28 protein-coding genes are annotated in these 25,607 nt (G+C 43.8%); 9 read left to right on the forward strand and 19 right to left on the reverse strand.

Going from position 1 to position 25,607, the window contains the following annotated elements:
- Positions 1-90: 90 nt before the first annotated feature.
- The 3 genes from D5270_RS03585 to D5270_RS03595 all read left to right on the forward strand — a co-directional run bounded on the left by D5270_RS03585 (position 91) and on the right by D5270_RS03595 (position 3,485).
- Positions 91-1,734, forward strand: a complete 1,644-nt coding sequence (locus D5270_RS03585) for an ATP-dependent nuclease (protein WP_166542809.1) — start codon at positions 91-93, stop codon at positions 1,732-1,734.
- Positions 1,727-2,839, forward strand: coding sequence for a UvrD-helicase domain-containing protein (locus tag D5270_RS03590; protein ID WP_207709289.1), 1,113 nt, complete (start codon positions 1,727-1,729; stop codon positions 2,837-2,839). Before D5270_RS03585 ends, D5270_RS03590 begins: the two co-directional genes overlap by 8 nt.
- Before the next feature lie 250 nt (positions 2,840-3,089).
- Entirely contained in the window at positions 3,090-3,485 is a 396-nt protein-coding gene (locus D5270_RS03595) for a cupin domain-containing protein (protein WP_166542810.1), read from the forward strand.
- Between the two features lies 1 nt (position 3,486).
- On the opposite strand, the gene D5270_RS03600 is transcribed toward D5270_RS03595, so the two are convergent.
- Entirely contained in the window at positions 3,487-4,290 is an 804-nt protein-coding gene (locus D5270_RS03600) for a helix-turn-helix domain-containing protein (protein ID WP_166542811.1), read from the reverse strand.
- A 49-nt stretch (positions 4,291-4,339) separates the two neighbouring features.
- Complete coding sequence (locus D5270_RS03605) at positions 4,340-4,669, reverse strand: winged helix-turn-helix transcriptional regulator (RefSeq protein ID WP_160582897.1); 330 nt, start codon at positions 4,667-4,669, stop codon at positions 4,340-4,342.
- 151 nt (positions 4,670-4,820) lie between these two features.
- On the opposite strand from D5270_RS03605, the gene D5270_RS03610 reads away from it, so the two are divergent.
- From D5270_RS03610 to D5270_RS03640, 6 genes are all read left to right on the forward strand, one after another.
- Positions 4,821-5,720, forward strand: a complete 900-nt coding sequence (locus tag D5270_RS03610; protein WP_166542812.1) for a B12-binding domain-containing radical SAM protein — start codon at positions 4,821-4,823, stop codon at positions 5,718-5,720.
- Positions 5,721-5,738: 18 nt separating this feature from the next.
- Positions 5,739-6,620 carry a radical SAM protein gene (locus tag D5270_RS03615; RefSeq protein WP_166542813.1) on the forward strand — a complete coding sequence of 294 codons (882 nt, stop codon included), beginning with the start codon at positions 5,739-5,741 and terminating at the stop codon, positions 6,618-6,620.
- Between the two features lie 446 nt (positions 6,621-7,066).
- Entirely contained in the window at positions 7,067-7,579 is a 513-nt protein-coding gene (locus D5270_RS03625; protein WP_166542815.1) for a sigma-70 family RNA polymerase sigma factor, read from the forward strand.
- 93 nt (positions 7,580-7,672) lie between these two features.
- The gene (locus tag D5270_RS03630) at positions 7,673-8,101 is read left to right on the forward strand and encodes a sigma-70 family RNA polymerase sigma factor (protein ID WP_166542816.1); all 429 of its coding nucleotides are present in this window, start codon (positions 7,673-7,675) and stop codon (positions 8,099-8,101) included.
- Positions 8,102-8,183: 82 nt separating this feature from the next.
- Complete coding sequence (locus D5270_RS03635) at positions 8,184-8,450, forward strand: hypothetical protein (RefSeq protein ID WP_166542817.1); 267 nt, start codon at positions 8,184-8,186, stop codon at positions 8,448-8,450.
- Positions 8,451-8,554: 104 nt separating this feature from the next.
- Positions 8,555-10,228: a recombinase family protein gene (locus D5270_RS03640; protein WP_166542818.1), complete on the forward strand. Its 1,674-nt coding sequence runs from the start codon at positions 8,555-8,557 to the stop codon at positions 10,226-10,228.
- A 127-nt stretch (positions 10,229-10,355) separates the two neighbouring features.
- Here the strand turns inward: D5270_RS03640 and D5270_RS03645 are convergent, their stop codons facing one another.
- The 17 genes from D5270_RS03645 to D5270_RS03725 all read right to left on the reverse strand — a co-directional run bounded on the left by D5270_RS03645 (position 10,356) and on the right by D5270_RS03725 (position 25,556).
- Complete coding sequence (locus tag D5270_RS03645; protein ID WP_166542819.1) at positions 10,356-10,946, reverse strand: hypothetical protein; 591 nt, start codon at positions 10,944-10,946, stop codon at positions 10,356-10,358.
- A 7-nt stretch (positions 10,947-10,953) separates the two neighbouring features.
- Complete coding sequence (locus tag D5270_RS03650) at positions 10,954-12,312, reverse strand: hypothetical protein (RefSeq protein ID WP_166542820.1); 1,359 nt, start codon at positions 12,310-12,312, stop codon at positions 10,954-10,956.
- A 297-nt stretch (positions 12,313-12,609) separates the two neighbouring features.
- A complete protein-coding gene (locus tag D5270_RS03655) occupies positions 12,610-14,313 on the reverse strand; it encodes an ABC transporter ATP-binding protein (protein WP_330587365.1) in 1,704 nt (567 codons plus the stop codon).
- A gap of 28 nt (positions 14,314-14,341) precedes the next feature.
- Positions 14,342-14,989 (reverse strand): ABC transporter ATP-binding protein, encoded by a 648-nt coding sequence (locus D5270_RS03660; protein WP_166542822.1) that lies wholly within the window; start codon positions 14,987-14,989, stop codon positions 14,342-14,344.
- Positions 14,990-15,093: 104 nt separating this feature from the next.
- The gene (locus D5270_RS03665; RefSeq protein ID WP_166542823.1) at positions 15,094-15,948 is read right to left on the reverse strand and encodes a hypothetical protein; all 855 of its coding nucleotides are present in this window, start codon (positions 15,946-15,948) and stop codon (positions 15,094-15,096) included.
- Complete coding sequence (locus D5270_RS03670) at positions 15,941-16,690, reverse strand: hypothetical protein (RefSeq protein ID WP_166542824.1); 750 nt, start codon at positions 16,688-16,690, stop codon at positions 15,941-15,943. The genes D5270_RS03665 and D5270_RS03670 overlap by 8 nt, the downstream gene beginning before the upstream one ends.
- A complete protein-coding gene (locus tag D5270_RS03675) occupies positions 16,690-17,823 on the reverse strand; it encodes a hypothetical protein (protein WP_166542825.1) in 1,134 nt (377 codons plus the stop codon). Before D5270_RS03675 ends, D5270_RS03670 begins: the two co-directional genes overlap by 1 nt.
- 215 nt (positions 17,824-18,038) lie before the next feature.
- Positions 18,039-18,449, reverse strand: a complete 411-nt coding sequence (locus tag D5270_RS03680; protein WP_166542826.1) for a hypothetical protein — start codon at positions 18,447-18,449, stop codon at positions 18,039-18,041.
- 331 nt (positions 18,450-18,780) lie between these two features.
- Positions 18,781-19,914, reverse strand: a complete 1,134-nt coding sequence (locus D5270_RS03685) for a M56 family metallopeptidase (protein ID WP_166542827.1) — start codon at positions 19,912-19,914, stop codon at positions 18,781-18,783.
- Between the two features lie 23 nt (positions 19,915-19,937).
- Positions 19,938-20,351: a BlaI/MecI/CopY family transcriptional regulator gene (locus D5270_RS03690; protein WP_166542828.1), complete on the reverse strand. Its 414-nt coding sequence runs from the start codon at positions 20,349-20,351 to the stop codon at positions 19,938-19,940.
- A 236-nt stretch (positions 20,352-20,587) separates the two neighbouring features.
- The gene (gene lepB, locus D5270_RS03695; protein WP_166542829.1) at positions 20,588-21,004 is read right to left on the reverse strand and encodes a signal peptidase I; all 417 of its coding nucleotides are present in this window, start codon (positions 21,002-21,004) and stop codon (positions 20,588-20,590) included.
- Between the two features lie 61 nt (positions 21,005-21,065).
- Entirely contained in the window at positions 21,066-21,620 is a 555-nt protein-coding gene (locus D5270_RS03700) for a sigma-70 family RNA polymerase sigma factor (RefSeq protein WP_166542830.1), read from the reverse strand.
- Complete coding sequence (locus D5270_RS03705; RefSeq protein ID WP_166542831.1) at positions 21,617-22,069, reverse strand: DUF3268 family zinc-finger domain-containing protein; 453 nt, start codon at positions 22,067-22,069, stop codon at positions 21,617-21,619. The genes D5270_RS03700 and D5270_RS03705 overlap by 4 nt, the downstream gene beginning before the upstream one ends.
- A gap of 320 nt (positions 22,070-22,389) precedes the next feature.
- Entirely contained in the window at positions 22,390-22,935 is a 546-nt protein-coding gene (locus D5270_RS03710; protein ID WP_166543309.1) for a VaFE repeat-containing surface-anchored protein, read from the reverse strand.
- A 2-nt stretch (positions 22,936-22,937) separates the two neighbouring features.
- The gene (locus tag D5270_RS03715; RefSeq protein WP_166542832.1) at positions 22,938-23,999 is read right to left on the reverse strand and encodes a VaFE repeat-containing surface-anchored protein; all 1,062 of its coding nucleotides are present in this window, start codon (positions 23,997-23,999) and stop codon (positions 22,938-22,940) included.
- Complete coding sequence (locus D5270_RS03720; protein WP_166542833.1) at positions 23,917-25,098, reverse strand: VaFE repeat-containing surface-anchored protein; 1,182 nt, start codon at positions 25,096-25,098, stop codon at positions 23,917-23,919. Before D5270_RS03720 ends, D5270_RS03715 begins: the two co-directional genes overlap by 83 nt.
- 104 nt (positions 25,099-25,202) lie before the next feature.
- Positions 25,203-25,556 carry a hypothetical protein gene (locus D5270_RS03725; RefSeq protein ID WP_166542834.1) on the reverse strand — a complete coding sequence of 118 codons (354 nt, stop codon included), beginning with the start codon at positions 25,554-25,556 and terminating at the stop codon, positions 25,203-25,205.
- Between the last annotated feature and the right edge of the window lie 51 nt (positions 25,557-25,607).

The following is a 25,607-nucleotide window of genomic DNA, read 5'->3' on the forward strand; positions in this document are numbered from 1 at the left end:
TCTATGGTGGAAAATTAAGGTTTCCATATGATATAATCTCAATATATAGCTTCTAAACAAACAAATAGAAAATATAAGGAGTTGTGAAATATGGCAATAGACAGAATAAAAATTTGTAATTTTAAGAGCTACAAAGGAATATTTGAATTAAAACTTAATAAAGGTTTAAATATTTTAGTTGGAAATAATGAAACTGGAAAATCAACTATTTTAGAAGCCATACATTTGGCATTAACAGGTATGTATGGTGGTCGTAATATTCGCAATGAATTGTCACAATACCTTTTTAATAGGGAAGTGATTGCAGAATATATAGAATCAGTGAATAGAGGAACCCCATTATCTCCACCAGAAATCCTAATTGAAATATTTTTTGAGGGGTCATTATGTCCAGAGTTTGAAGGAAACAATAATACTGAGCGGTTAAATAAAGTTGAAGGACTTCAATTTAGAATTTTTTATAACGATAAATATAATGATGAATATGCTAAACTCATAGCATTAAAAAAATTGTCAAGCTTACCTATTGAATATTATGATGTTTCATGGATATCTTTCGCACGACAAGCAATAACGATAAGAAGTATTCCTATTAAGTCAGCAATGATAGATTCTTCAAATTATCGTTATCAAAACGGGTCAGATGTTTATATTTCGCGTATAGTTAAAGATTTACTTTCCCCAGAAGAAGTAACATCTGTTGCCCAAGCACATAGGAATATGCGAGATGAATTTATGGAAGACCCTTCAATTCAAGCAATTAACGATAGAATTAGTAAAGAATCTTCAATTATAGATGGTGAAGTTTCGTTATCAGTGGATTTAGGAACAAAGAATGCATGGGAAAATAGCCTTGTAACCCAGTTAAATAATATACCTTTTGGGTATGTTGGAAAAGGGGCACAATGTGTTATGAAAACCGAATTAGCCTTAACACATAAGCAAGTACAAAACGCAAGTATAATTTTATTAGAAGAACCCGAAAGTCATTTATCCTTTTCTAAGTTAAATCAATTAATTTCATCAATAGAGAGTAAATATGGCAATAAACAAATTATCATATCTACTCATAGTAGCTTTGTAGCAAACAAGTTGGGGCTTGAAAATTTGTTATTGTTAGATAACCATAATATAGTTAGAATTGCAAAATTGGATTCAGCAGAATTCTTCAAAAGAATAGCAGGATATGATACTCTAAGATTAATTTTGTGTAAGAAAGCAATCCTTGTTGAAGGTGATTCGGACGAGTTGGTGGTACAAAAAGCATACATGTGTAACAATAATGGCAGATTACCTATACAAGACGGAATAGACGTTATTTCTGTAGGAACTTCATTCTTGAGATTTTTAGAATTGGCTTCAATTTTAAATAAGAAAGTTTCGGTAGTAACTGATAATGATGGAGACCCTAACGCATTAAAAACCAAATACAGCGACTATTTGGGGGATAACAAACAACCTAATATTAATATTTGCTACGATGAAACTGTTGACACTGGAACACTTAAAATTGGAGAAAAAAATTATAATTACAACACGTTGGAACCCAAATTACTAAAAGCAAATAGTTTAAATTTGTTTAATTTGATATTCGGAACACAATATGCAAATGAAGATGATTTGCGAAAATACATGAAGCATAATAAAACGGAATGTGCTATGGCAATATTTAATACATCTGAGACTATTGTTTTTCCAAATTATATTATGGAGGCAATTAGTGATAATGAATAAATTAGTTATTGCTGCTGCAGGTTCAGGAAAAACCACCTTTCTAATAAAAGAAGCTTTAAAAACAACAAACAAAAGAGTTCTAATTACAACTTTTACTGAAGCAAATGAGGCTGAAATTAGAAAGAAATTTATTGAGATTAATGGTTCTATACCAGAAAATATTTATATTCAAACATGGTTTTCGCTTCTTTTGCAGCATGGGGTTAAGCCTTATCAGAGTGTAATATTGGAAGAAAATATAAAAGGATTGTTATTAGTTAATCAAAAATCAGGTTTGAAATATAGGGGTAAATTTCCAGTTTACTATCCAGAATCTGACCCAAGAAACCACTACTTTAGTAAAGGAATGATGATATATTCCGATAAAATATCGAAGTTTGTTTGCAAGGCAAACGATGCAGTAAATGGATTAATAATTGATAGATTAAGCAGAATTTATCCCAATATATTCATAGATGAGGTTCAAGATTTAGCTGGATTTGACCTTGAAATAGTACGTTTGCTTTTGCAATCAGATTCAAATTTAATAATGGTCGGTGACCCAAGGCAAGTTACATATCATACACATGAGGAAACAAAGTATGGAAAATATAGTGATGGAAAGATTGAACAATTTATTCTTGAACAATGTAAAAAAATAGATATTCAAATTGATAAAACTTCCTTAAATACTACTTATAGAAACGAAAAACGGATATGTGACTTTGCAAACAGTATATATCCAGAATATCCCCCTTGTAATTTTGTTGAAAAAGGAACTACAGGACATGATGGAGTATTCTTTATTGAACCATCAGAATTAGCTGAATATTTAGATAAATATGACCCTATGCAGTTAAGAGATAAGGTAAATGTGAAAGTTAATAACAACTATCGTGTAATGAATTTTGGGGAAGCAAAAGGATTATCTTTTGATAGAACAGTAATTTATCCTACGAAACCTATGTTAGAATGGATTCAAAATCATTCAAAAGAATTAGCGGCATCAAGTCGTTCAAAGCTCTATGTTGCAATTACAAGGGCACGTTATAGTGTTGCTATAGTATTTGAAAACAAGAAAAATATTTGCATTGATGGGATAAAAAATTATCAAAAGGACTGTTGATATTTAAGTAATATTTTGAAGTGATATGTCTTACCAAGCACTGAATTTGGTTATCCAAATTCGCTTGTTAGGGACATTTGCCCCTAATACCCCATAAAAAGGATGCAGAGCTAATAGTAAGTGGGTATCACTCACTGCTTACTGGCTCTGTTTTTATTCCGCAATTTTTTACAATTCAAATTTTGTGCTTATTGATATGATATTTGCAGGCAGGAACACTGTCAATAAAATTTGAAAGGAAGTGCTGAGAATGGATTATAAAAATCTGTTTGAAAAATTCAATGAGGGAGGAAAGTTACTTTTACCAAATGCTACGGTAGCCTTTGACGCTATTTCATGGTCGAAACATCCAACTTTCGAGGGTGTGGAATTAAAACATATTATCACATCCGAAAAGACAGATGGACAGTTCAGCTTCCATCTTGTGAGAATAGCCCCTAATAAAAAGATTGGCAATCATATCCACGAAAAGCAATTAGAAACACATGAAGTTATTTCTGGTGCAGGCATCTGTGTGAACAATGGAGCGAAGCTGCCCTATGAAGCAGGCGTAATTTCCATTTTTCCTATCGGAGTACCGCATGAAGTCATTGCAGGAGAAGATGGTCTTTATCTGTTTGCAAAATTTATGCCTGCATTGTGCTAACTCATTTCCCAGTTTTAATTTCCTCAATATTGCCAAATGGTATAGAGGTATCCTTTAAGATTGTTTGGGAAGATAATTTATAAGTTAGCGGTGGTAAGCCTACCTGCTTTTCAAATTGTTTTATGAAGTGGCTTTGGTCGCAAAAACCTGTGGTCAAAGCCACTTCTGTTATTGTTTCAGCATTGTGCATCAATCGTTGTGCCTTGCGAATGCGGTTTTGAAGTTGAAACTGATGCGGTGTAAGTCCCACTTCTGCCTTAAAACTTCGGATGAAATGGTATTTACTGATAAATGCGTTTTGAGCCATTTCTTCAATACTGACTTTGGCTTCGGGGTATAATTCCAACTGCTTTTTTAGGTTATTGATAAATGGATTTTGGCTTTCAGAGTGCCAATCTGTATAGGCGGCAAACGAGTTTAAGCAGTCCAATAATTGTAATATCTGGTACTGATTGATTCTTTCTGTATTTAAAGCATTCATTAACAGAGCCATTATGTTATGCCTTATTTTATCGGCGGAATAGTGTGCGGCAATATTTTTATCAATACATAAACTTAGCAAAGTATAGCTGCTATGTGTTGAAATGCTATGCGGCATATATGGGCAGATGATAAAGGTCTGATTTTTTTCATAAACCTTTACATTATTATTCGCAGTAAGCACAATAGAGCCATCTAACACAATGCCGATTGTAAGCACGGAAACATGGTTATGAGTGGGATAGGATATTGTTGAATTTTCACAGAAAATCAATTCCATGCCCATATTAGAATTATATATGTAGCGTATGCTATTTGTTGCCATAAGTATTACTTCCTAACTATTTATGTGCCTGCCAGATAATGTGCGTTATTTACTCGCTGAGGTTTTCATCTCCCCATTGTTTCATGTGTTCAAAAACGGGAATGAAACTTTTGCCTAAGTCAGTAAGGTTATACTCCACACGGGGAGGTACTTCTTTATAGTCATAACGAGTAATGAAGCCGTCCGCTTCCAGTTCCCGAAGCTGCTTTGTTAGGCTTGATTCCGTAATGTCACCGATATGCCTGCGAAGCTCTCCAAAGCGGTGTATATCCCGAAAGGCGATGTAATAGATAATTTCAATTTTCCATTTACCGCCCAAGATTTTTTGTATGGTAGAAACTGTTTTGCAGCGTTCAACAGCCAATGTACTTTTTTTCATTCCTGCCACTCCTTTCAAAGACAGTATAACACACCTTTTCTGAAAAATCAATGTACCATTATAAAATAGGTACTACAAAAAAGTACAGTACTTGTAAAATCATCGTACACAAGTATAATTAGTATAAACCCACGGAAAAGGAGATATGTTTATGCACTACACAGGAACGATTTGGCGACCGCCGTATGAAGCGGCATCAATTTTGTTGGAAGTAACGGCAGGCTGTACGCATCATAAATGCAAGTTTTGTACCTTATATAATGACTTGCCGTTCAAATTCAGAATGTCCCCTCTGGAGGATATTGAGAGTGATTTACGGGAGGTTAAAAGAGCAACGAAAGGTTGGAACAGCGGGCGTATTGACCGAGTGTTTTTGACGGGAGCTAACCCCTTTGTTTTGTCTTATGACAAATTAACTGCCATTGCAGAGCTAATCCACAAGTTTCTCCCATCCGTAAAGTCTATCGGCTCGTTTGCGAGGATTACAGATGTTACCCCTAAAACCGATGAGGAACTTGCCAAACTGCGGGCTATGGGATATGACGGTCTGACAATAGGAATAGAAACAGGCGATGACAAAGCCCTGCGGTTTATGAACAAGGGATATACCTCGGCGGACATTATAGAACAATGCCAGAGATTAGATGCAGCAGGCATTCATTACAGTTTCTTTTACTTGGTAAGCATTTCTGGGGCGGGGCGTGGAGAAATCGGAGCAAAATTGACGGCTGAACTATGCAATCAGATACATCCTACGCTTATCGGGGCAAATATGCTTACGATTTATCCCGATTCTGAACTTTTTGCAGAAATACAGCGTGGGAACTGGCAAGAGGAGGGCGAACTTGAAAAATACAAAGAGGTACGGACGCTCATTGAAAATTTGCAGATACCTACCATCTTTGCGGCAATGGGAGCTTCCAATGCGTATCAGTTTCATGGGCAACTGCCGAAAGACAAGAATAAGTTGTTGGCGTTTCTTGATGAAATCATAGGAAATGTCAGCGAAGAAGAATTACAGAGGTATAGAAAGAGCGTTCATCATCTGTAAGTGAAAGGAGGAGCAATCATGCACTTTACAGGCAGAACTTGGCGACCACCGTATGAAGCTAATTCGGTCATCATACAGGCTACCTCTGGCTGCACCTACAATAAATGCAAGTTTTGTAGCCTGTATAAAAACGAGTGTTTCCGAATGTCGCCTATTGAGGAATTTGAGGAAGATTTAGCAGAGATAAAAAGTTATCAGCCAAACGCCCGAAGAATTTTCTGGACGGGAGCTAACCCGTTCGCAATGAGCTATGAAAATCTTAAATTGCGGGCATTGACGGTAAGGGATTATCTGATTAAGTGTCAGACAATGGCTATGTTTGCGAGCATCCGTGATATTAAAAACAAAGAGGTATGGCAGCTTAGGAAATTGAGAGCGATGGGCATTAACGGACTGAGCATCGGCGTGGAAAGCGGCGATGACGAAACGCTTTCCCTTGCCAATAAAGGATATACCTCGGCGGATATTCTGGAGCAATGCAGGAAATTGGACGAAGCAGGCATTGAATACTACTTTGTTTATATGACAGGGCTTGCGGGAAAAGGCGGCGGATACCAAAATGCAAGGAATAGTTCAGAGCTGTTCAGTCAGCTTAATCCGTATTTTATTTCCGTGGACTCTCTCACGCTTTTTCCAGACACAGAGCTTTACCAGATGGCACAGCAGGGCTTGTTTGTACCTGCCGAGGAAAAAGAGCGTATCCGTGAATTGCAAATTTTAATCAATAACCTAAATATACGCACACACTTGTTTGCGAACACGGTATCTAATTTCACGCCAGTAACGGCGTATCTTCCCTATGACCGTGAAGAGGTAACGAACGAACTGCAATTTGTTTTAGATAACACAGACGAAAGGGAGATGCAGGAATATAGAAATAATTTGAAGTCTTTGGGATAAGGCTTACAGTTGAAGTTAAAGTCCATCAAATAAAAAAACAGCGTTTTGGTGGGCTGTATCTTCACGCCCAAATGAAAATAGTTTAACCCTCCAGACCTGTTTGAGTTTGGAGGGATTTTTTATGTTCTTTTTTCGGGCAGTAATCTATTTGCTCACACAACGCAGAGTTTATCCATACATAGTATATTGGGGAATGGCAGAAAGCCAGTTAAAAAAATTCCTGCCCATACAACGCTACTTCTCGCCATGAAACCAGAAGTAGAATTTCCATTTAACAGAATTAGTATCACCTATAACCGTAGAGGTCACAGAGCCTTTGCGGTTTTTCTTTTGTCGTTTTTTATCGGAATGTGCCATAGGACTGTATGTTGCTGTTGTGTTCATTGTCGCTCTCCGCCCTTTCCATCTGGATTTTATATTTTCAAAAATTCAGATTGGAGGTATTTATGGTGAAGTATGCACCAAGAAGGGTATATATCAAGGAAAGCGACGGTTATGCGGAATTGTCCTATCAAGATTTCTGCCGCCGCAGGCAAACCGACCAAAGTTACATGGACAAGCTATTTATCCCCGTGCAGGGTTGTTTGCTTGAGGTTGTGCGAGAACAGTACACAGATTTTTATCGGGATAAAGAACGTTGGCGTTATCTGAAAAAACTGGACGCGAACCACAAGTTGCTTTCATTGGAGGGATTTACGGACAGTGAGGGGAATGTGCTTGATTTCATTGTTGATGAAGCGGTGGACGTTGCGGAAATCGTTGTCCATGCGGTAATGGTGGACAGGCTGAAAGCCGCCCTGCCCTTATTGTCGGATGGTAAGCAGGCATTGGTAAAAGCAATCTTCTTTGAAGAACTTCCTGAGCGGGAAGTTGGAGTGCGGTTAGGCATAACACAGAGCGTTGTCAATAAACGCAAAACTAAAATCCTTGCGAAACTGAGAAAGATAATGGAGGTTTAAATTTAAGGCGTTCAGCCCCCTTGTTTTTTCCTTTGGGAAAATGAGGGGGCTTTTGCCTGCCCTCTCAATCAGTTTTGATTGGAGGAAATAAAGATGACATACAACCACGGACGAGAAGAGAGAAAATGGCGCATCTGGAAAGAAGCCGAAGAAAAGATTTTACGTGAGTGTGGCATTGATGACGCGGTCATTGAGCAAATCCGCACAGATGACAGGGCAGATTTTAATTCCAACAGGCGGTTTTACCGATGGGCGAGCGATTTCGGAGAATACCTTGAGGGTATAGCAGACAGGGAGAAGCAGGCGGAAGTAAGGTCTGTTTCTGATTTACTGGACGAGATTGAAAGCGAAAATCTGTACCTTGCCTTAATCACGGTGGACAGACGCACATTACAAATCGTCCTGCTGAAAATGCAGGGCTATTCCACAAAGGAGATTGCCCCACTTGTGCATTTAACCGCAGGGGCTATCTATGCAAGGATGCAGCATCTACGGAAAAAGCTAAAAGATTTTAAGCAATAGAGGGCAAATTTTAACTTTTTCAAGGACTATAGGGTGAGGGATATTTTTTCTCACTCTATTCTTCATGGGAGGATTATTGCATATGGACAACTATATAGACAAAAGAACAAAGGAGCAATTTACCGAAGATACCGCTATTCGAGAAGCAATCAACAACATTTACGATATGCTTGCTGATTTGCCGAAAGAGAAACGCCTTTCTTTCTTTGGGCAAATTTCAAAACCAAAAGATTTGGATTTTGTAAAGGAGATAGATGGTATTTATTATGTTGTCTGTTCTCACTTCAATAAAGAACAAAGGGAAGATATGATAACCAAAGTTAATCGGATATTAGGTACAGAGGTATGAAAATATTTTTTAATTCGCACTTTAAAGCGTTGAAGTAAGACGGCAGATATGGTAGAATAGCATCACTACAAACATCATATCCGACTGTCGGAAAGGAGTTTATTTTGAACAGACAGTCAGAAAAAATTACTGCCCTCTATTGCAGGCTTAGCCGTGACGATATGCTGCAAGGGGAGAGCAACAGCATTACTAATCAAAAATCAATTGTCAGCAAGTACGCAAAGGATAACGGATTTCAGAATCCCCAATTTTTCGTAGATGACGGATATTCTGGTGTCAGCTTCACAAGACCGTCTTTTATGGAACTGATGGAGCTTGCCGAGGCGGGAGAAATTGGAACGATTATTGTCAAAGACCATTCAAGGCTTGGCAGAAACCGCCTTGTTGTCGGTCAGCTATTGGAAGAAGATTTTGTCCGTCTGGGCATCCGCTATATTGCCATTATGGACAATATTGACACAAAGGACGGATTGAGTGATTTTCTCCCTGTGCAGGACTGGTTCAATGAGATGCATGCCAAGAATACTTCAAAGAAAGTACGGGCGGTATTCCAGAACAAAGGCATGTCGGGGAAACCTCTTACAACGGTTATCCCCTACGGTTACAAGAAGAACGAAGCCAATCCTGCCCATTGGTTGATTGACGAAGAAGCCGCAGAGGTTGTACGCAAAATATTTCGCCTATGCGTTGAGGGATACGGACCGACGCAGATAGCAAATATCCTTTTTTCGGAGGGTATTTCAACGCCAACAGAGCATTGGCAGGCACAAGGGCGAAAGACATCTGTACTTCCTGCTGTTCCACATAAATGGGCGGCAAGGACAGTTGCGGATATTCTGGAACGGCTTGAATACTGCGGACATACGGTTAATTTCCGTTCTACGACACGCTCTTTTAAAGATAAGACCAAGATTCACAGACCGAAAGAGGAATGGAAAGTATTTGAAAATACCCATGAAGCCATTATTGACAGCGAAACATGGGAACTTGTACAGGAGCTTAGAAGCCACAAGCGCAGACCAAACCGTACAGGCGAAGTCAGCATTTTTTCAGGATTACTCTATTGTGCCGACTGCGGGGAAAAACTGTATTATAGCGTGACGAACAATTACAGCCGAGAGCAGGCATACTTTTTCTGTTCTAACTACCGCAAGAATACTGCAAACTGTACGGCACATTATATTCGTGAAAAGGTTGTCCATGCCTTAGTGCTTGAAAGTTTGCGGCGTGTGCTGTTCTATGTGCAGGCGTTTGAAAAACAGTTTGTGCAGGAGCAACTTGACAAATCAAGCGAAGAACAGCGGAAAGAAATTGCCAAGAAGCGGCGTGAATTAGCCAAATGTGAAAAGCGTATTGCTGAACTTGACGTATTGTTTCAGCGGATTTATGAAGATAATGTATCGGGAAAACTGAGCGATGAGCGTTTTGCAACAATGTCGGCAAGTTATGAAGCCGAACAGAAAATGCTGAAAGAATTACTTACCCAATTAAAATTGGATATTGAAATGCAGGATGACAAAACTGCAAATGTATCAGGCTTTGTGGAAAAGGTCAAGAGGTATACCGAAATCAAGGAACTTACGCCTGCCGTCGTCAATGAATTTATAGACTACATCATGGTATCCAAGAAAGAGGTCATAGACGGAAAGACAGTGTATCCTATTGATATTCACTATAATGGAGTCGGTATTATCAACGCCCCATCCGCTGAAGAATATGAAGAAATGTTCCAGGAACGCTTGAAACAGAAGCGTTCCAAAGAAGAAAAAACGGCATAGCCACGAAGACTATATCGTAATTTGATACAGAGATGCCCTTGTACCCTTCACTTCCTTATGTGAAGGGTACGAAGTCGGCGCTTTTTTGAACTTTTGTCATTGTGGATTGAATACATATTTTAGGCACTCACGAAAATTTCTTTATTGCTTCCTTAACCTCCTCAGAGGTAATATCCCTATACCCATCCTCTTTGATTTCAGTTCCGTACCAGGTCTTGTAACCATCCCAGGTGTAGGAATCTGGAGAACGTCCGGAATTGTACACCTCCTTATTGGCCCTTGCGGTAAACTGATACCGGTCTTTGCCGTCTACGCTGAGATATAGCCATATTTCAGGACGCATTCCGTCCTTCCAGTTGGGATCGCCATGGGATTCTCTTTCAAATAGTTCAAAGAGATCCTCTATAAAATCCTCATCGCTGACAACAGGCAGAAGACAGCCTAGGATGGTGAAGGCAGATTCGTCATCGAAGTCCGGCCCGGTTACAGTGATATTTACACCTGCCCCATAATTGTACCCGTATGAAACACTGGCATCGGGATAGTCTTCGCGGACTTCTTTCTCAAATTCACGAAGCTGGGACAGCCTTAAAGGCAGGAACATTGTACACCCCCAAAAACTGGTTGCGATAATAGCAGCCATTAGAATCAGGGCACATATTCTGACCCACCTTTGATGCCTTTCCCTAAAACCAAGCTCTTTTTTTCTAAATATCATAATGCAATCAGGTGAAATATGCAAAACCGCTATCAAGCAAGCTGCTCGTCATATTGGCATAATATGCATCCCAGTCAAGACCTCTACGTTGCCCCATGCTTGAAACCCCCAGCCACCGGTCATCGCCTGAACTCTGGAAGTATTTTGTTATGGTGACCCAGTGCCACGCCTCCACTTGACCGCTTCCAAACGGTCCAGCCAAATTTAACGAACCGACTGGTCTATCCAATTTCAGTCCGTTTTTAATGAAATTCTCACACTGATTTTTGGGAGGGGTACAGTACCAAATATTTGAGGTCAAAGTAACTCCGTTATTCGATGCATAGCGGACAACATCGCTTGCCCAGCTTGAAAGGGATATTTCGCCAAATGGGGCGGGATTAACGTAATCATACACGATGTTCATAAAGCCCCGGAAATTCACAAAAGATAGCGCTGAATAGGGATATAGTTTTCTGTATTTGGTATCTGTTCTGGACATATAATACAAAACATTACTCGCTGCTACTGGACCACAACCGTTGCTTCTTTTTCCTGAATCCTCATACCAATTTTGATTTCCACCATACCAGGTTTTACCATTGTTGTCCACTATGGGAACAAATTTATCTGTCCCTTTCCATTCACAAGATAACCGCACATCTTCTACGGCAACCCTGGCAGCTCCCCTTGCAGAACCGCTCTGCTGGATCTGATCCGCCATATTAAGCGACGACTCCACCCTGGCTGCATTTTCAGGACTCCGCACCACCTGATAGCTTGCGGTAAGCTGCTCGGCGTTTTCAGCGACAGAGGCTGTAATATCAACAGCTTCAGCCCCCTCCTCCTGCATCAAGAAAATCTGTTTCCCTTCTTCACCGTCAATCAAATATCCGTATTGCATCGGCTGAAAAAAGACCGGGACAGCTTCCGGTGTTGAATCCAGAAGCTCACGATAGGCAACAAGCAGACCCGTATCCCAGGCCAGCATATACTTGGTGAATCCATCTTCAATCGCACCCATCGTGATGTAGCCGATCTCCCCTGTTTCCTGATCAACAAGCGGAACAAGATAAGCAAAGCAATTGCCTTCCAAATCGGCCAGAGGAATCCAGGCGCTTTCTTCTCCCGGCGACAGGGTTCTTCCTTCCGCCTCATGCTCTGTCATAATGTAGGTATTGATTTGATAATTCACCAAATCCCGAATATCAGTTTTCTCCAACGGCGTTGCTTCAGATATATCAGACGTTATTTGGGAAACTTGTTCCTGGATCGCCTCCATTTCAGCATGGGCATTCACTGCAGCCGCCTGTACGCTCAGGGTAGGGATGCAGCCAACAACAGCGGCTATCACAAGACAAACCAGCTTTCTGACACTTTTTTTCATGACTTAATACCTCCTTGAAATTTTTTGCAGCTCAGCTTCCTTTTGAACTTTTTAAGTTCATCGGAATCACCCCTTAAACGCCCAACTGTAGACCTGTCTGTAGTGAGAAGACTCTTTCCTTCTTGTTTTGATATGTACTCTTCAACAATATTTCAAACCAAACCTACTATTTTCCAAAGTGTAATCACATTGTCTATCATACTTTCGCATAAGGCCATCTAAAAATTTTGTCAGGCACACATATTAAGTTTCCTTGAGCCATAAACAGTCTGTTTTAATTGTACCTCACTTTCATTTCTATGATTGATTCCTTTGACTGCATTCGACAATTCGGCCATCCTCCAGCCGGTAGACTCTGTCCAATCCCTTCAAATTATTATAGTGATGCGTAATCATGATGACCGACTTCCCCGCCATCTGATTCACTATCACATCATGCAGATAGGCGTCTGACTCCACATCGAACCCAGAGGTAGCCTCATCTAAAATCACAATTGGCGCGTCCTTCAATAAAGCCCGGGCCACTGCCAGCTTCTGCTTTTCCCCGCCGGACAGCCGGGCTCCATTACGACCGATTAGGGTTTTCATACCTTCCGGCATTCGCCCAATGTAGTCAGCCACGCCGCTGGCCTCCATGGCGGCGCTTACCTGGCCCGGCAGCGCTTGACCAGTTAGGTCGATGTTCCCGGCGATGTCACCTAGAAACAGGTATGGCTCCTGGCTAACCACCGAGAACAGGGAGCGGTATTCATTCAGAGACAGTTGGGAAACCGGCATACCATCCGCCATGATTTCCCCGGAATCGGGCGTGTAAAACCGCAGCAGCAGGTTCAGAACTGTGGACTTCCCGCTGCCGTTCTGACCGATGATGGCAATCTTTTCCCCAGGCTCCACATAAAAGCTCGCGCTCTGCAGGATGGGCCGGTTTTCCTGATAGGAGAATGTAACATCCTTAAATTCCAATCGGGGTGGGCATCCACTTACCCGCTCTGCTCCTCCAGCCTGCTCCGATTCCATATCCAGGAACCGGAACAGCCGCCTGGCCGACGGCATAATGCGGGCAAAGTACATTTTCAAGTTCAGCAACGCTGATACCGGCCCTGTCACATACCAGGAGTAGGACACAAAGGCGAACACCGCCCCAATCGTCAGCCTGCCCTGGCAGATCAGGAGGCCTCCCACCAGGTAAAGCAGGATAGTGACGCTCCACTCCAGCAGAGACTCCCAGAGGGTGTTCCAGGCATCCAGCATGGCGCTGCCTTTTTGACACTTCAGCAACCCGTCCAGCTTGTCCTGAAAAGCCCTGTCCCGGCTCTCAAACAAGTTCCACAGCTTGATTTCTTCCACGCCTTCCAGGTTGTCGCCGAACCACTGGGAGAAGTCCCGGCTGCTCTCCATGATCTGGTCCATGACTTTTTCCTGCTTCTGAGACAGCCGCCGTACCAACAGTATCTTGACTGGCACCATAGCAACCACAATGAGGGTCAGTTTCCAGCTGATGAGGAGCAGGCCCACCAGTCCGCTGATGACACGGAACACCGAACTGACGCTCATCACTGTATACCGGTCTGTGATGGAAGCTACTTGGGATGCGTCCATCTGCAGGCAGCTGAGGATTTCGGCGTTGTTCTTGTCCTCAAAGTAGGATTTTTTCAGTCGTAATAACTTCCGAAAGACCTGCTGAAAAATAGTATAGAGCGACTTATTATGTACGTCCACAAAGAGCCGGGTCTGGGCTATCTCTACTGCTTGATTGAGCATCACCAGCAACGCTAAGAGGCCCACTGACCGGCACAGTACAGGCAGGTTTTGGGCCTGCATACCATCATCCGTTATCCTCTGGATGACCAGGGGCTGAAGGAAACCGATAACTGTAGAAACTATCAATAAAACCCATGCTATAACAAAACTCTTTTTAAACTGGACCAAATATGACCTGATAAGCCTAAAAACTGTTATATTACCTGTTTTCTTTTTTTCACATACTCCAGCACATTTCAAAAAAACGCTTGCCCCAATCGTCTTAATTTTATGTATGGGAAGAACACTTTGTTAAAACACCGCTTTCCATTTCCCAAACGGTGTCGCAAAGTATATGTATATCCTCCGCATTGTGGCTTGCAAGCAGAATAGTCTTGTGCTTACCGCGAAGAGTATCCAGCAGTTTTCTCATATCATCAACACCGTTTTTATCCAGACCATTCATAGGTTCATCCAGTATTATGATGTCAGGGTCTTCCATAAGCGCCTGTGCTAGTCCTAAACGCTGGCGCATACCCATGGAATACTTCCCCACATGCTTTCCCTCGTCCGGGTCAAGACCAACTGTTCGCATAGTTTCCCGAATTTCTTCTTTTCTAACTTTGCGATTGATGTCAGCCAGAAATTTCAGGTTTCGATACCCACTATACTGTGGTAGAAAGCCGGGACTTTCAATGATGACGCCAATACTCTGCGGAGCGCGCTTTTTTAACCCATAGTTTTCACCATTGATAAGAATTTTCCCTTTATCAGGATACATTAGTCCACAAACACATTTGAACAGAACCGTTTTTCCTGATCCGTTTCTGCCAATAATTCCATGTATCTTTTCAGCTTCAAAGCCTGCTGACACATTATTTAGAACTAAGAATTCGCCAAAGCTTTTGGAGACATTCTCTAACTCTATTGCGAGCATTAAAATAACACATCCTTGCTTTTATATTGAAAACGAAAACCATATCTCTAAAACAAAATGGAAGAAAATGGGAGACGTTTTGTCTGAGCTTTCATAGCTTTTCACTAAAGGGCTTTGAAGGGCTGAATGGATTTTTTCCTAATTACTAAAAAGGATATTATCCAACAGCATACACTAAGCGCAATCAAAATAGCCAGCGCATAGCTCACAGATGGAGTCTTGGCTATGCCGTCAATATGTATTACTTCAAGATTAACCCATGAAACCGGAGAAAAGAAATAGAGAGAATGGCCAGAAGAGTTAGTAGCAAAATATTGCTCTAAAACAAGCAATGAACCAAGAATATTACCGACGGAACGGTGAATCGTTAGATTGGCACAAAACATAATGCTGCCAATAAGGACTATAACCAGAAAAGCAATTGTAGCTGTTACTCCAAAGGCGCATTTAGGCGAGTACTGGTTCAATATAAAAGAAGAAATACGCGTGGGTAGGTCAACTAACTGCCACGCATTTGTGTTTGCCAATGAGTACAGTATTTTCCCCCACTCGGGCATATGCGCCGCATAGAAAAACACAGGTATTATGGACCATAAAATAATGTGGGCTATATAGATAGCAGATAACAACAGCACAAACAAAAATTGTGCGCAAAGCCACTGTCTACGGCCTGATCGAATAAAAATATATGGTTCTGTATTCTCTAAAAAGGGGGCGTCGCAAAATAGTAAAACCCCCAACAAAAAGAGCACTAATACAATTCCTGAATTATTCAACAGTAGAGGAAATAGCCAAAGCGAGACAGGCTCTCCTTTCAGCCTTGAATATTCGCATATTGGAGCTGTAATATCAGATAAATATACAGCGGAAATAATTAAGATAATATAAAACCTTGGTTTTGTAATCAATCTAAGGCAATTATACCTGAGCACAAACAGTGGGACAAGCATATCACTCATTTAGTATTTCCTCCTTTGCCGCAGAAAAGAATAGACAGCCACACAATAGAGATAGAAAAAGGAAAAAAAAGACAGAATAGAATAAATTGAGCTCAGGAGAACCTCTCCACGCCGATCCATCCACAATATGCTGTAAGTTAAGCCATACTGGAAGCCTTAGAGTATCTACAATCCTCCCCCAGATGTAGTAGACTGCTAGAGGAGAAAAAAGAACCACAAATATATTTTTTATCCGCACTGAAACATAAAGTGTTATTTGTGAAAGCATTGCAGCAAATATTGCCCTCAATAACATAACATAGACAATATTGGCGGACAGATGCGAACCAACTTGCTGGCGAAAGTCCTCGTCCAATATGGGAAAACAAAAAGACAGCTGACCCAGGAAGATTCCATCGCCCAAAATGACGGCAAGAAAAGTAACCGCAAAAGATGAAAATATTTTTGATAACAAATATGGTAAGCGATTGCTACGAACCACCGCGAATCGGTAAAAGCAACTTTCCAAATCTGCACGATAAAGCATTGTCCCAGGGATAGCAGCCAGCAGAAAGTAGATGTTCTCTATCCCCATCGCATGCGAGACAAAATAGAAATAGGCAACACACCCACCCACCGCTTTAATATCCTGCCATGCGCTCAAATAATTGATAAAGGCAATTCCCAGAACGACTGCGACAAACTTAATAGAAATTAGAGTTCGATACAAATCTTGGCGGAGTAAGTGAATAAATCTGGCCATCAATCTCCCTCCACTAATTCCTTACCGCTTTGGGCATCTATGTACTGCCATGTGGTGTACTCAAATTTGCCTGTCTCTGCCTTTTCACTTTCACCTGTTACAAGAACTGAGGCTGCCCATGCGGGAAGAAACTTAATGCTTGTATGTTCTGTATCGTCGTATTGAGGATAATATCCTAACAACATATCTTTAATCTCATATGTTTCATCAGAGAGCAGCATATCGTGCAACTCTGTAAATCGGCTGTGGGCCTCATCCTGAGAGATTATGTCTAATTTTTCATCACCAATGTCTTGCACATCTACTGCATTAGTTATCATGACTAACTCAAAACCTTTTGAACTTATTATTGCTGACACATCTTCGCCCGTAATATATGTGCCTTGTCCGGAGCTTCCATAGATTAAAGGAAGTAGAGGAATCCCGTCAATAATTGGAGTAGCCTTCAGATAGTAGCATTCCTTATCCTCTGTCCACTCGTCAATGACCCCTTCCTGCTTACCATTTTTCTCCTCCAGCACCTTTGCTTGCGCATTCATCGTGGCACTATCCAGAGCATAACACGTGATAGTATACTCACCTTCGCGTCCTAGAGTTTGTATCAGATCTTCAAGAGCATTTACTGCCTCGTCATGGCCCATAAAGGATAGACTATCGCTTTGAGAAAACAAGTTTGCATTATAGTTAATCTCTTGAGTGTTATTGCGAAAAGTATACAGCACTGAATTTACATAGTTCCCTTCAGTTTGGGAATACACTAACATCCCTGAGTCAATCGTAAGCACAGCGCTCGCGCTACTGAAAAGTGTTCCGGTACCCTGTGGGCCTTGGCCTCTTGCTATTTCAGGTTGTTCTAACGGGAAAGCCTTCATCACGGTTTCTTCTTCTGGAGTCCACATTGCCCCCAAAACTGCATGACATTCTTTTGTGCTGGCAGTTTCATTTTCATCCCCTAAAATAGATGAAGACATTCCATCTCCCATTGTGTTCTCTGAAACTGCTGCAGAGTTTTCACGTTGCGACACATCATTTTCGCTCGAACTCTGCGCTCTGTTTTTGTACTCTGCTGTCTGGCATCCCGTAATCATCAAGCACAGAACGCAGATAATTAAAAAAACAAATGCTTTTCTCATGTCAAGTTTCCTTTCTATTTCTAAAATGAGATGTATACGGCAAAGATTCACTTTGCCGTATACATAAACGCATTCATCCTACTTGGTCAATCTCTCTCATAGCTGGGCAACTTAATCCACATAAATTAAGAAGTTGCAATTCTTCTTTACTTGCGGGACGAAAGCAAAATGGATTAAGATGTCTGAGATAGAGCACTTAATAGTGCTCTATACCCTTAGGGCTCCCAGTTAACAGTTACATAGGCGTAGTCGTAGGGATTGTCATCATCATACTGGACAGCCAACTTGTAGGAGTAACCCCAAGCTCCGTGGCCTGACAGGTAGGAGGGCTTAAATGTCCCCGCATACTTTGTTGAAACCAGATTGGATGCCCAGTTGTTACCAGTGTCGCGCGCACGGGCATGAATCATCTCTTCACCTTCATACCAACTGCTTCCTTTCTTCAGTTCCATCTTGAAGTAGCTGTCCGTGTTCCACTTGGGAACCGCATTTGACAGCTTTGCCCCTTGGTTCTTGTATACCTGGAACGTGTCAGTCCAGGCATACGCAGAGGCACCTACCGCAAGGGATGAAATCAGCATAACAGCGGCGAGAAAAGCAGCACTCATCTTTTTGATTTTCTTCATGATTTTTTTCATTCCTTTCATTTAACGGCGCAAGCTTATAACTTGCTTTGGTTTATATCCGGTGTATACAACGTACCCGGGCGGACGTGAGATCCTATTGGAAAAGGATGCCATCGGATCGTCTTCAGCGCCGCAGCACAATGGCTTTGTACCCGGCACTTCTATTCTCAGACCGGCCGGTCAATGAGACAGAGTTAGTTTATATCGATCCAATACGGGTCGACCCAGTAGCCCCAGGTTTCATTCCAGCGGCGGAACTGGGGTCTCCCATTGTAAATTCGATTTTTGACTACAATAACATCTCCTAAAGGCACAATCCCGAACATTCGATTTACTCCTTCCTTATCTTTAGACCCTCGTTTATATATGTTTCAAGGGCTATTCTATTCAAATTATCATAAATAGCACCGTTGCTTAAAACTAACGAATAGCTCCCATCTGCACGTTCAGAAATATAGGCTCCATCAGTGCTGAACTCTTCAACCGATTCATTTGTATAGATATCCTCCACCGGCGGATCAAATGCTGGCTGTAGCACGAACGAATACGAAGCCACAACAAGTGTAACCGCTAATGTCCAGAAAGCCCCTTGGCATAGTCTTGAGATAGACCGTGGGACCGCCGTTATCATGCGGAACCGTTCCCTTGTGTCATCCTGATTCTTCCTAGAGGCCAGCCCGGTGGAGAGCATGGGCGGTTGAGTACGGCCTGCGCTTTCCGCTCTTTCCAGGACTCGAACGATTGTCAAAAGATACTCCAACCGCTCTCTTTTGCTGAATTTCTCCGTGGCCCTAATGTCGCACTTGATTTCAAGTATCTGGCTGATGTCCTTTTTCAAAAGATACACTGCCGGGTTCCACCAAAAAACACAACAAAACAAATGAACAAGAAATTTCACAGTCAAGTCCCGATTACAGAAGTGGGTGTACTCATGCTTCAATATGTAGTACATTTCTTCCTGGGTGTATTCGTGCTCCGGCAGGCAAATACGGTGCCGAAACAGTCCCGTACCCATAGGAATGTCCAGTGTGGGGCAGATACAGACGCTGACTGCGGGCATCCGCCATGACTCATTTTTTACACGTTCCAAAACCCGTTCAGCGCGGGAGTCTTTGTTTGTGGAATACCACTCCGCTTTCCGGGAAACTTTCCAGCTTTTCCAAAGGAACTGCACGATAAGGTTCACACTAACCACGGCCCATATGCCACATATGGCAAGCAGCACACGTATTTGGGAATCCCCAACAGAAATTTGAGCTGCCCATACCGTTTCAAACACAGTGCTGAACATATTATTGAGACCGATGGGCACAGTGAAAGGAAGCTCCAAAACAACGACAGTTCGAAACAAACAGAGAACATACAGACCGAGAATTGTGTGGACCCCAAAAGAATGAAGGAAAAGGGGCTGATTACGCAGCATGTGAATCGCTACAATAAAAAGAGCGCTGAATAAAACTGACATAACGAATGAAAAAACTGTCACGCTCACTCTGCATCATCATCCCTCATCTCATATTCTTCAATGATTCCCCTCAAATCGTGGATGAGGTTACTCAATCCCTCTTTGTCTCCTTTTTTCGCCATCGCGACCGCCTCGGCCTCCACCATCTCGCTGGCAGTGAGCCCACCACGTTTCATCATTTGACCGTAATACTCTTCCCTGGAAAAAGTGGGTTTGAATCGCCGTGTTGCCTGATTGTTCAGATATTCCAGTTCAGCTACTTTTAGCGCTCCTTTTTCCACAAGGGAGTAGACAATTTTTCGCATATAGTTGTCTTTCCAGGTCTTCTCTTCGCCTTCCCAAGAATTTATCATTTCCTGGACGCTGAGAGGTCCGTCCTGTTTCCAAAGAAACACCATTACGGTCTCCTCGGTCTTTGTGAGTGCTGGAATCTTCAATGTTACACCTCCTCTCTCTATCACAACGAGATGTCTTTGAGCTAGCCATCTGTTAAATAAATTATAACTTATGTCCTCGAAAAAATCAAGTGTAAATTATAAAAAATCTGTTGTTTTTACCAATCAAATGATTTTTTTATCAAGACTCAATGTTAAGAGATTAGATATTACTGTTTAAGGCGCAGTAATCAATTGTCACATTTACCTAATATGAGTCATTCTTACATAAATCAAAATTAGTTTTTCCTCTCCCTAACCTGAATTTCTTCCCCTAGAGCCGAAACAGCAATCACATCGTGTTCTTCCACAAAAGGATTCCCCCAACACCTGGAATCCAAGGAATCCTCTTTATTATCTCCCAACACATACAAACTCCCCCGGGGCACCTGAATCATAAGGCCTTTGTGTATTACTTCATCTCCAGAGACTGCCGCAATCCGCTTCACCATAAGTTTGCCATCATGCTGGAAGACAATAATATCCCCTACTTTTAGGTCATCAAAGATACGGCTGCCCACAATTATGCTTCCCCTTGGCAAAGTTGGCTCCATGGACTCGGTTGGCACATAACCAATAAACAGCACGAATCGGAACAGCAACACAGTTGCCAGCAAGAAGAGCACGGGAACTACAAATTTCCATCTGCCTTTCACGATTACCTCCTTAAATAGAAAAAGCTGGGTACCGGAAATGAAACCGGTACCCAGCTCTGTTTTATGCCGCGTAAATCTCCATCATTTGAGCCGACCCAGGCCGGCTCTTCAAAAACTTCCTAGCCTTAGACACATAGGCACTCACCAGATTATCACTTGCGCCCATCCTCTTGCCAATCTCCCGGCAGGTGTAGCCTTTCGCCATCAGCACCATAGCGTCAATGCCCTTGACAATATGGGGCGGGGCCTTAGCCTTGGCTGACATCAGCTCCCGCACCAGGTCAAAATTTATCTCCGCCTTGCGTTCGCCATCATCCGGCTCAGGTATGTTTTGCTCACAGTCCTCAATGACCTCTGTATTCTTCTGCTTATTGGCTTCTACCAGCACATCACAAATCTCATGCCAGATCAGCCGGTAGGCGTATGTAGAGAACGTACCGCCCTTGTCGGTAGCTGCTGCCTTGCACAGGCCGATGCACCCCACCTGGAACAGATCCTCCCGGGTGTAGCTGCCAACGGAGGTCTGTCCCTTGAGCTTGTCTCCCAGCACCTTATAAACCAGCCCCAGGTTCTCCTCCACCTTGGCCTGCTGCTCTTTCGTCAGCTTCATGTTCATGATACCCTCCGTTCTCGCGGGCCGTGCCGGGGCCGCGCATTTTGGGGCTGCAAAAGTTTCCTGCTGTCCTGAATCACCATCTTGCAGTAATACTCGCCCAGGTGACCAATGTGAGCGTCTTTCAGCGGAACACAAATCTTGTCCGCAAGCCAACGGTAGGACTCCTGCCGGGTCATGCGTCCGGTCTTGTGGAGCTGGTCGAAGTAGTAGTGGGCTGTACGCCGGAGCGTGCGGAGCTCATGGTTAGCAAGGCTACCCATGGGAATGTTCGTGCCGGGGTGGACTTTCACATAGGCGTCGCACTCCGGGTAACGGCTGCACACATAGAGCATGGCCCCCTGGCTGTTCTCGCGGTAGATTCCGTCGGCGCTTCTCAGCACAACCGGGCTGCCGCAGTAGGGACAGCGCATCCGCTGAGTTTTGTTTTTGGTAACTTTATGTTTACTCATATCATAAATTCCTCCAAACTCAAAAAATGAAAATAAAAAAGCCGGAAGGTGCAAAGAACACCGGGCTGCCTGGATAGCAGGCGACCCTGAAGTGTTCTATTGCAGCCTTCCGGCCTTGAAACAGTGGGAAAAGCGCCCACTGTTGTCTACGTTATTGGGGACTCCATCATGTAGTCCGTCCCGGTGTGCTATCCGTCCGGGAGCCTGAACGTAGTGTTCTTATAATTATATTATAGCACACCAGTACAAAAAAAGCAAGAGTAAAAATGCGTATTGTGCATAATGTTTTATATTTCATGCTTTTTGAGCATTGATTATTTTTATTGGTCTCTTTCAGAACCAGTCTGGGTAGACTCCTTTTTTCGCCCAAACCAGAAAAGGAACAGCGCCAGCAACCCAGCGATAGACCCACCCAGCAGAATCAATGGCAGCAAAATGCTGCGGCCATCGCCGGTTTTAGGCACATCGGGAGTGGGAGTTTTAGGCTTTTCCGGAGTCAGGGTGACGGTCTGGCCTTCGTCATTGATGTCAGCGTGGGCGGCCACCTCTTTGCCGTCGCGGTACAGGGTCTCGAATACCACCAGTTCGGTCTTGGCGGTTATCTTGCTGCCATCGAACTTGAAGGTAACTATGACCTCACCTTCAGACTCCTCTGGGGTAAAGGTGGCTTCAGAGGTGATTTCTTTGCCACTCACCAGGAATTTTTTACCCGAGGACTTGTCCATGAGCACACCCTTCACGGTATACTCCTTGCCGGGAGTCAGACCAGTATAGGAAACCTTATCCTCCAGCACCAGCTCCTTGGAAATGACAGCCTCTTTCTTGCCGCCGATGGTGGCGGTGGTCTTCAGCTTAGGCTGCCGGATGACTACTTCCCGGCCAAGGCAGAAGCGTCAAAGGTGAAGTCGATTTGTACGGAACCGCTGGCGTTCTCAGGTGTGAACTCCTTCTCAGCGGTGACTTTCTGGCCGTCCACCAGGAGGGCCGCGCCGCTGGATTTGTCCATGAGTATGCCGGACAGCTTATAGGTCTTGCCAGGAGTCAGGCCGGTATAGGAAACCGTGTCCTTGATGGTGACTTCACCCGCAGGCTCAGCCTTTTTCTCACCGTTCACAGTGGCGGTAGTCTTGATCTGGGGTTCTTCCGGCTTCTCAAACCCTACGGTCTGGCCCTCATCGTTGATGTCCGCATGAGCAGCTACCTCCTTGCTTTCATAGCTCAAGCTCTCAAATACGACCACGGACTTCCCAGCCAGGGCAGAAGCGACCAAGGTGAACTTGATTTCTTCCGTACCGCTGGCGCTCTCAGGGGTGAACTCTTTCTCTGTGGTGACCTCCTTACCGTCCACCAGCAGCTTGCCGCCTGTGCTCTTATCCATGAGAATGCCGGACAGCTTATAGGTCTTGCCAGGGGTCAGACCGGTGTAGCTGACCGTATCGGTGATAGTGATTTCGCCCTTGGGTTCCGCCTTTTTCTCACCGTTCACGGTAGCCGTGGTCTTAATCTCCGGCTTCTCGCTGAAGGTCACAGTCTGGTCCTTATCCTCAATATCGGCATGGGTGTAGACCTCCAGCTTGTCCCGGTACAAGGTTTCAAAGACAACTACCGTCTTACCGGCCAGCGCGGACGCATTAAAGGTAAAGGGAATGTCAATAGTCCCCTCGGCCTTGCTGGCCCGGAAGGCAGCCTTGGCGGTGATTTCTTTGTCATTCACCATCAGCGGTTTGCCGGTAGCCTTATCCATGAGCACGCCCTTGACTGTGTACTCCTTGCCGGGAATCAGGCCGGAATATTTCACCGTGTCGATGATGGTAACCTCGCCAACAGGCTCGGCAGTGTGCTCGCCGTTAGCTGTGGCAGTGGTGCCGATTTTTTGGCTCGGTAAACTCCACGGTCTGGCCCTCGTCCTCGATATCAGCGTGGCTGGCAACCTTGGTATCGCCCTCAAACAAGTCCTCGAATACAACAACGGATTTGCCAGCTAGGGCAGAGGCGTTAAAGGTGTAACTCAGCTCAACTGTACCGCTCTCAGCCTTGGGAGTAAACTCTTTTTCTGCCGTGACCTGCTTACCGTCTACAGTCAGGGGTTCGCCTGTGGCCTTATCCATGAGTACGCCAGACAGCTTATAGGTCTTACCCACGGTCAGGCCGGAGAACCGCACGGTGTCCACAATGGTGACTTCGGACAGCGGCTCACTGTTCTTCTCACCGTCAACCGTGGCGGTGGTGCCGATCTCCGGGGTTCCTTCCTTAATATCGTCAATGGTGCCCAGCTCGATCACCGTGCTGTCCCTGCTGATGAAAATATTGGGGACTGTCACCAAAGCATAGCCCTTATTGCCCTCACAGCGCAGCTCTTCGAGGGTGTAGTAGTCATAGGGCAGGGCGCAGAGGCCGTCCTGGGTCTCCACCATCCAGTCCTCGGTGGTCTTGCCAAACCAGGTGCCTGCTTCATCGTTCCACTCGCCCTCCGGTCTATCATCGTTGCCGTTGGTGTTCTGGGTATGGGGGTTCCATTTCGTTTCCGTTCTGACTTCGCCATTGCTGTCAGTTATGAGAATATGGCTCTCACCCGTGGTCTGAGAGGTCAGCTTAAAGGCCACATTTGCGAAACGGTGCATGGTGTCCTCGCCCACCTTGACGAACTTCAGATCGCCGCGCTTGACCTGATTGTAAGCCGCCTCTCCCTCCCGGTACTCCTTGACAGAACCGTCAATCAGCACGTCAAAGGGCCGGATGGTCTTGTCCGTCCACAGATAGCCGGTGCCAGGCTTGCTCTCTGCCAACTCATAGGAGCCATAGGGCAAAGCCCGCACATCGGATTGGGCAATTCCGTCCTTGACCTCAATGGTCAGGCAGACCTCGTCCGGCTGGTACAGAGCGCCGTTTACATACACGGCATTCCGGCTCTTGTTGGTAATCTCAAACAGCGTACCGTCCAGACTTGCCATGCCCAATGGGGTCAGCAGCAGGGATTCCAAATCCCGCTTTTCAATGAGAACGCCGCCGCGAACCACCTCGTTGTCCATGAAGAACGGATATATTGGATGCTTTTGAACGCATTGTTTCCTCCTATGCTTGACAAACAGCAGTGAGGAGTGCATCTATATATTACACCACTGCTTGTCGGAATTTACAACTGTTTTTTCAAAATTTTTTTATAACCCCGCTCCGCTTCGCCCATACAGCGATGAAGTATTTCCATAAACCGTTCTCGAGTCAGCTCCGTATCCAGCCACTGGGTAGCCCGGTATGCGTAGCAGCCAGTATTGCTGTTGATGGTATGGCATCCCAGGGTGCTGTGCAGGTTTATCTCATTTGCAGTAAGATATTGGGCCACAGAGGCCGGTATAGGGATTGTCCGGGCCAGGCCAATTACTATCAGCGGATGGAGATGGGAGAAGGACACCTGAAGGTACCATTCATTCAGGTTGGCGGAGAGACACAGGTTATCCTCATACTCAACCGGGAGGGCCTCCCGCAGCATGGCACGGACACTAGCCGCTAATCCGTCCCGGCGGATTTGTTCTTCCTTGGA

The organism is Acutalibacter sp. 1XD8-36 (assembly GCF_009917525.1).
Classification (GTDB): domain Bacteria; phylum Bacillota; class Clostridia; order Oscillospirales; family Acutalibacteraceae; genus Acutalibacter.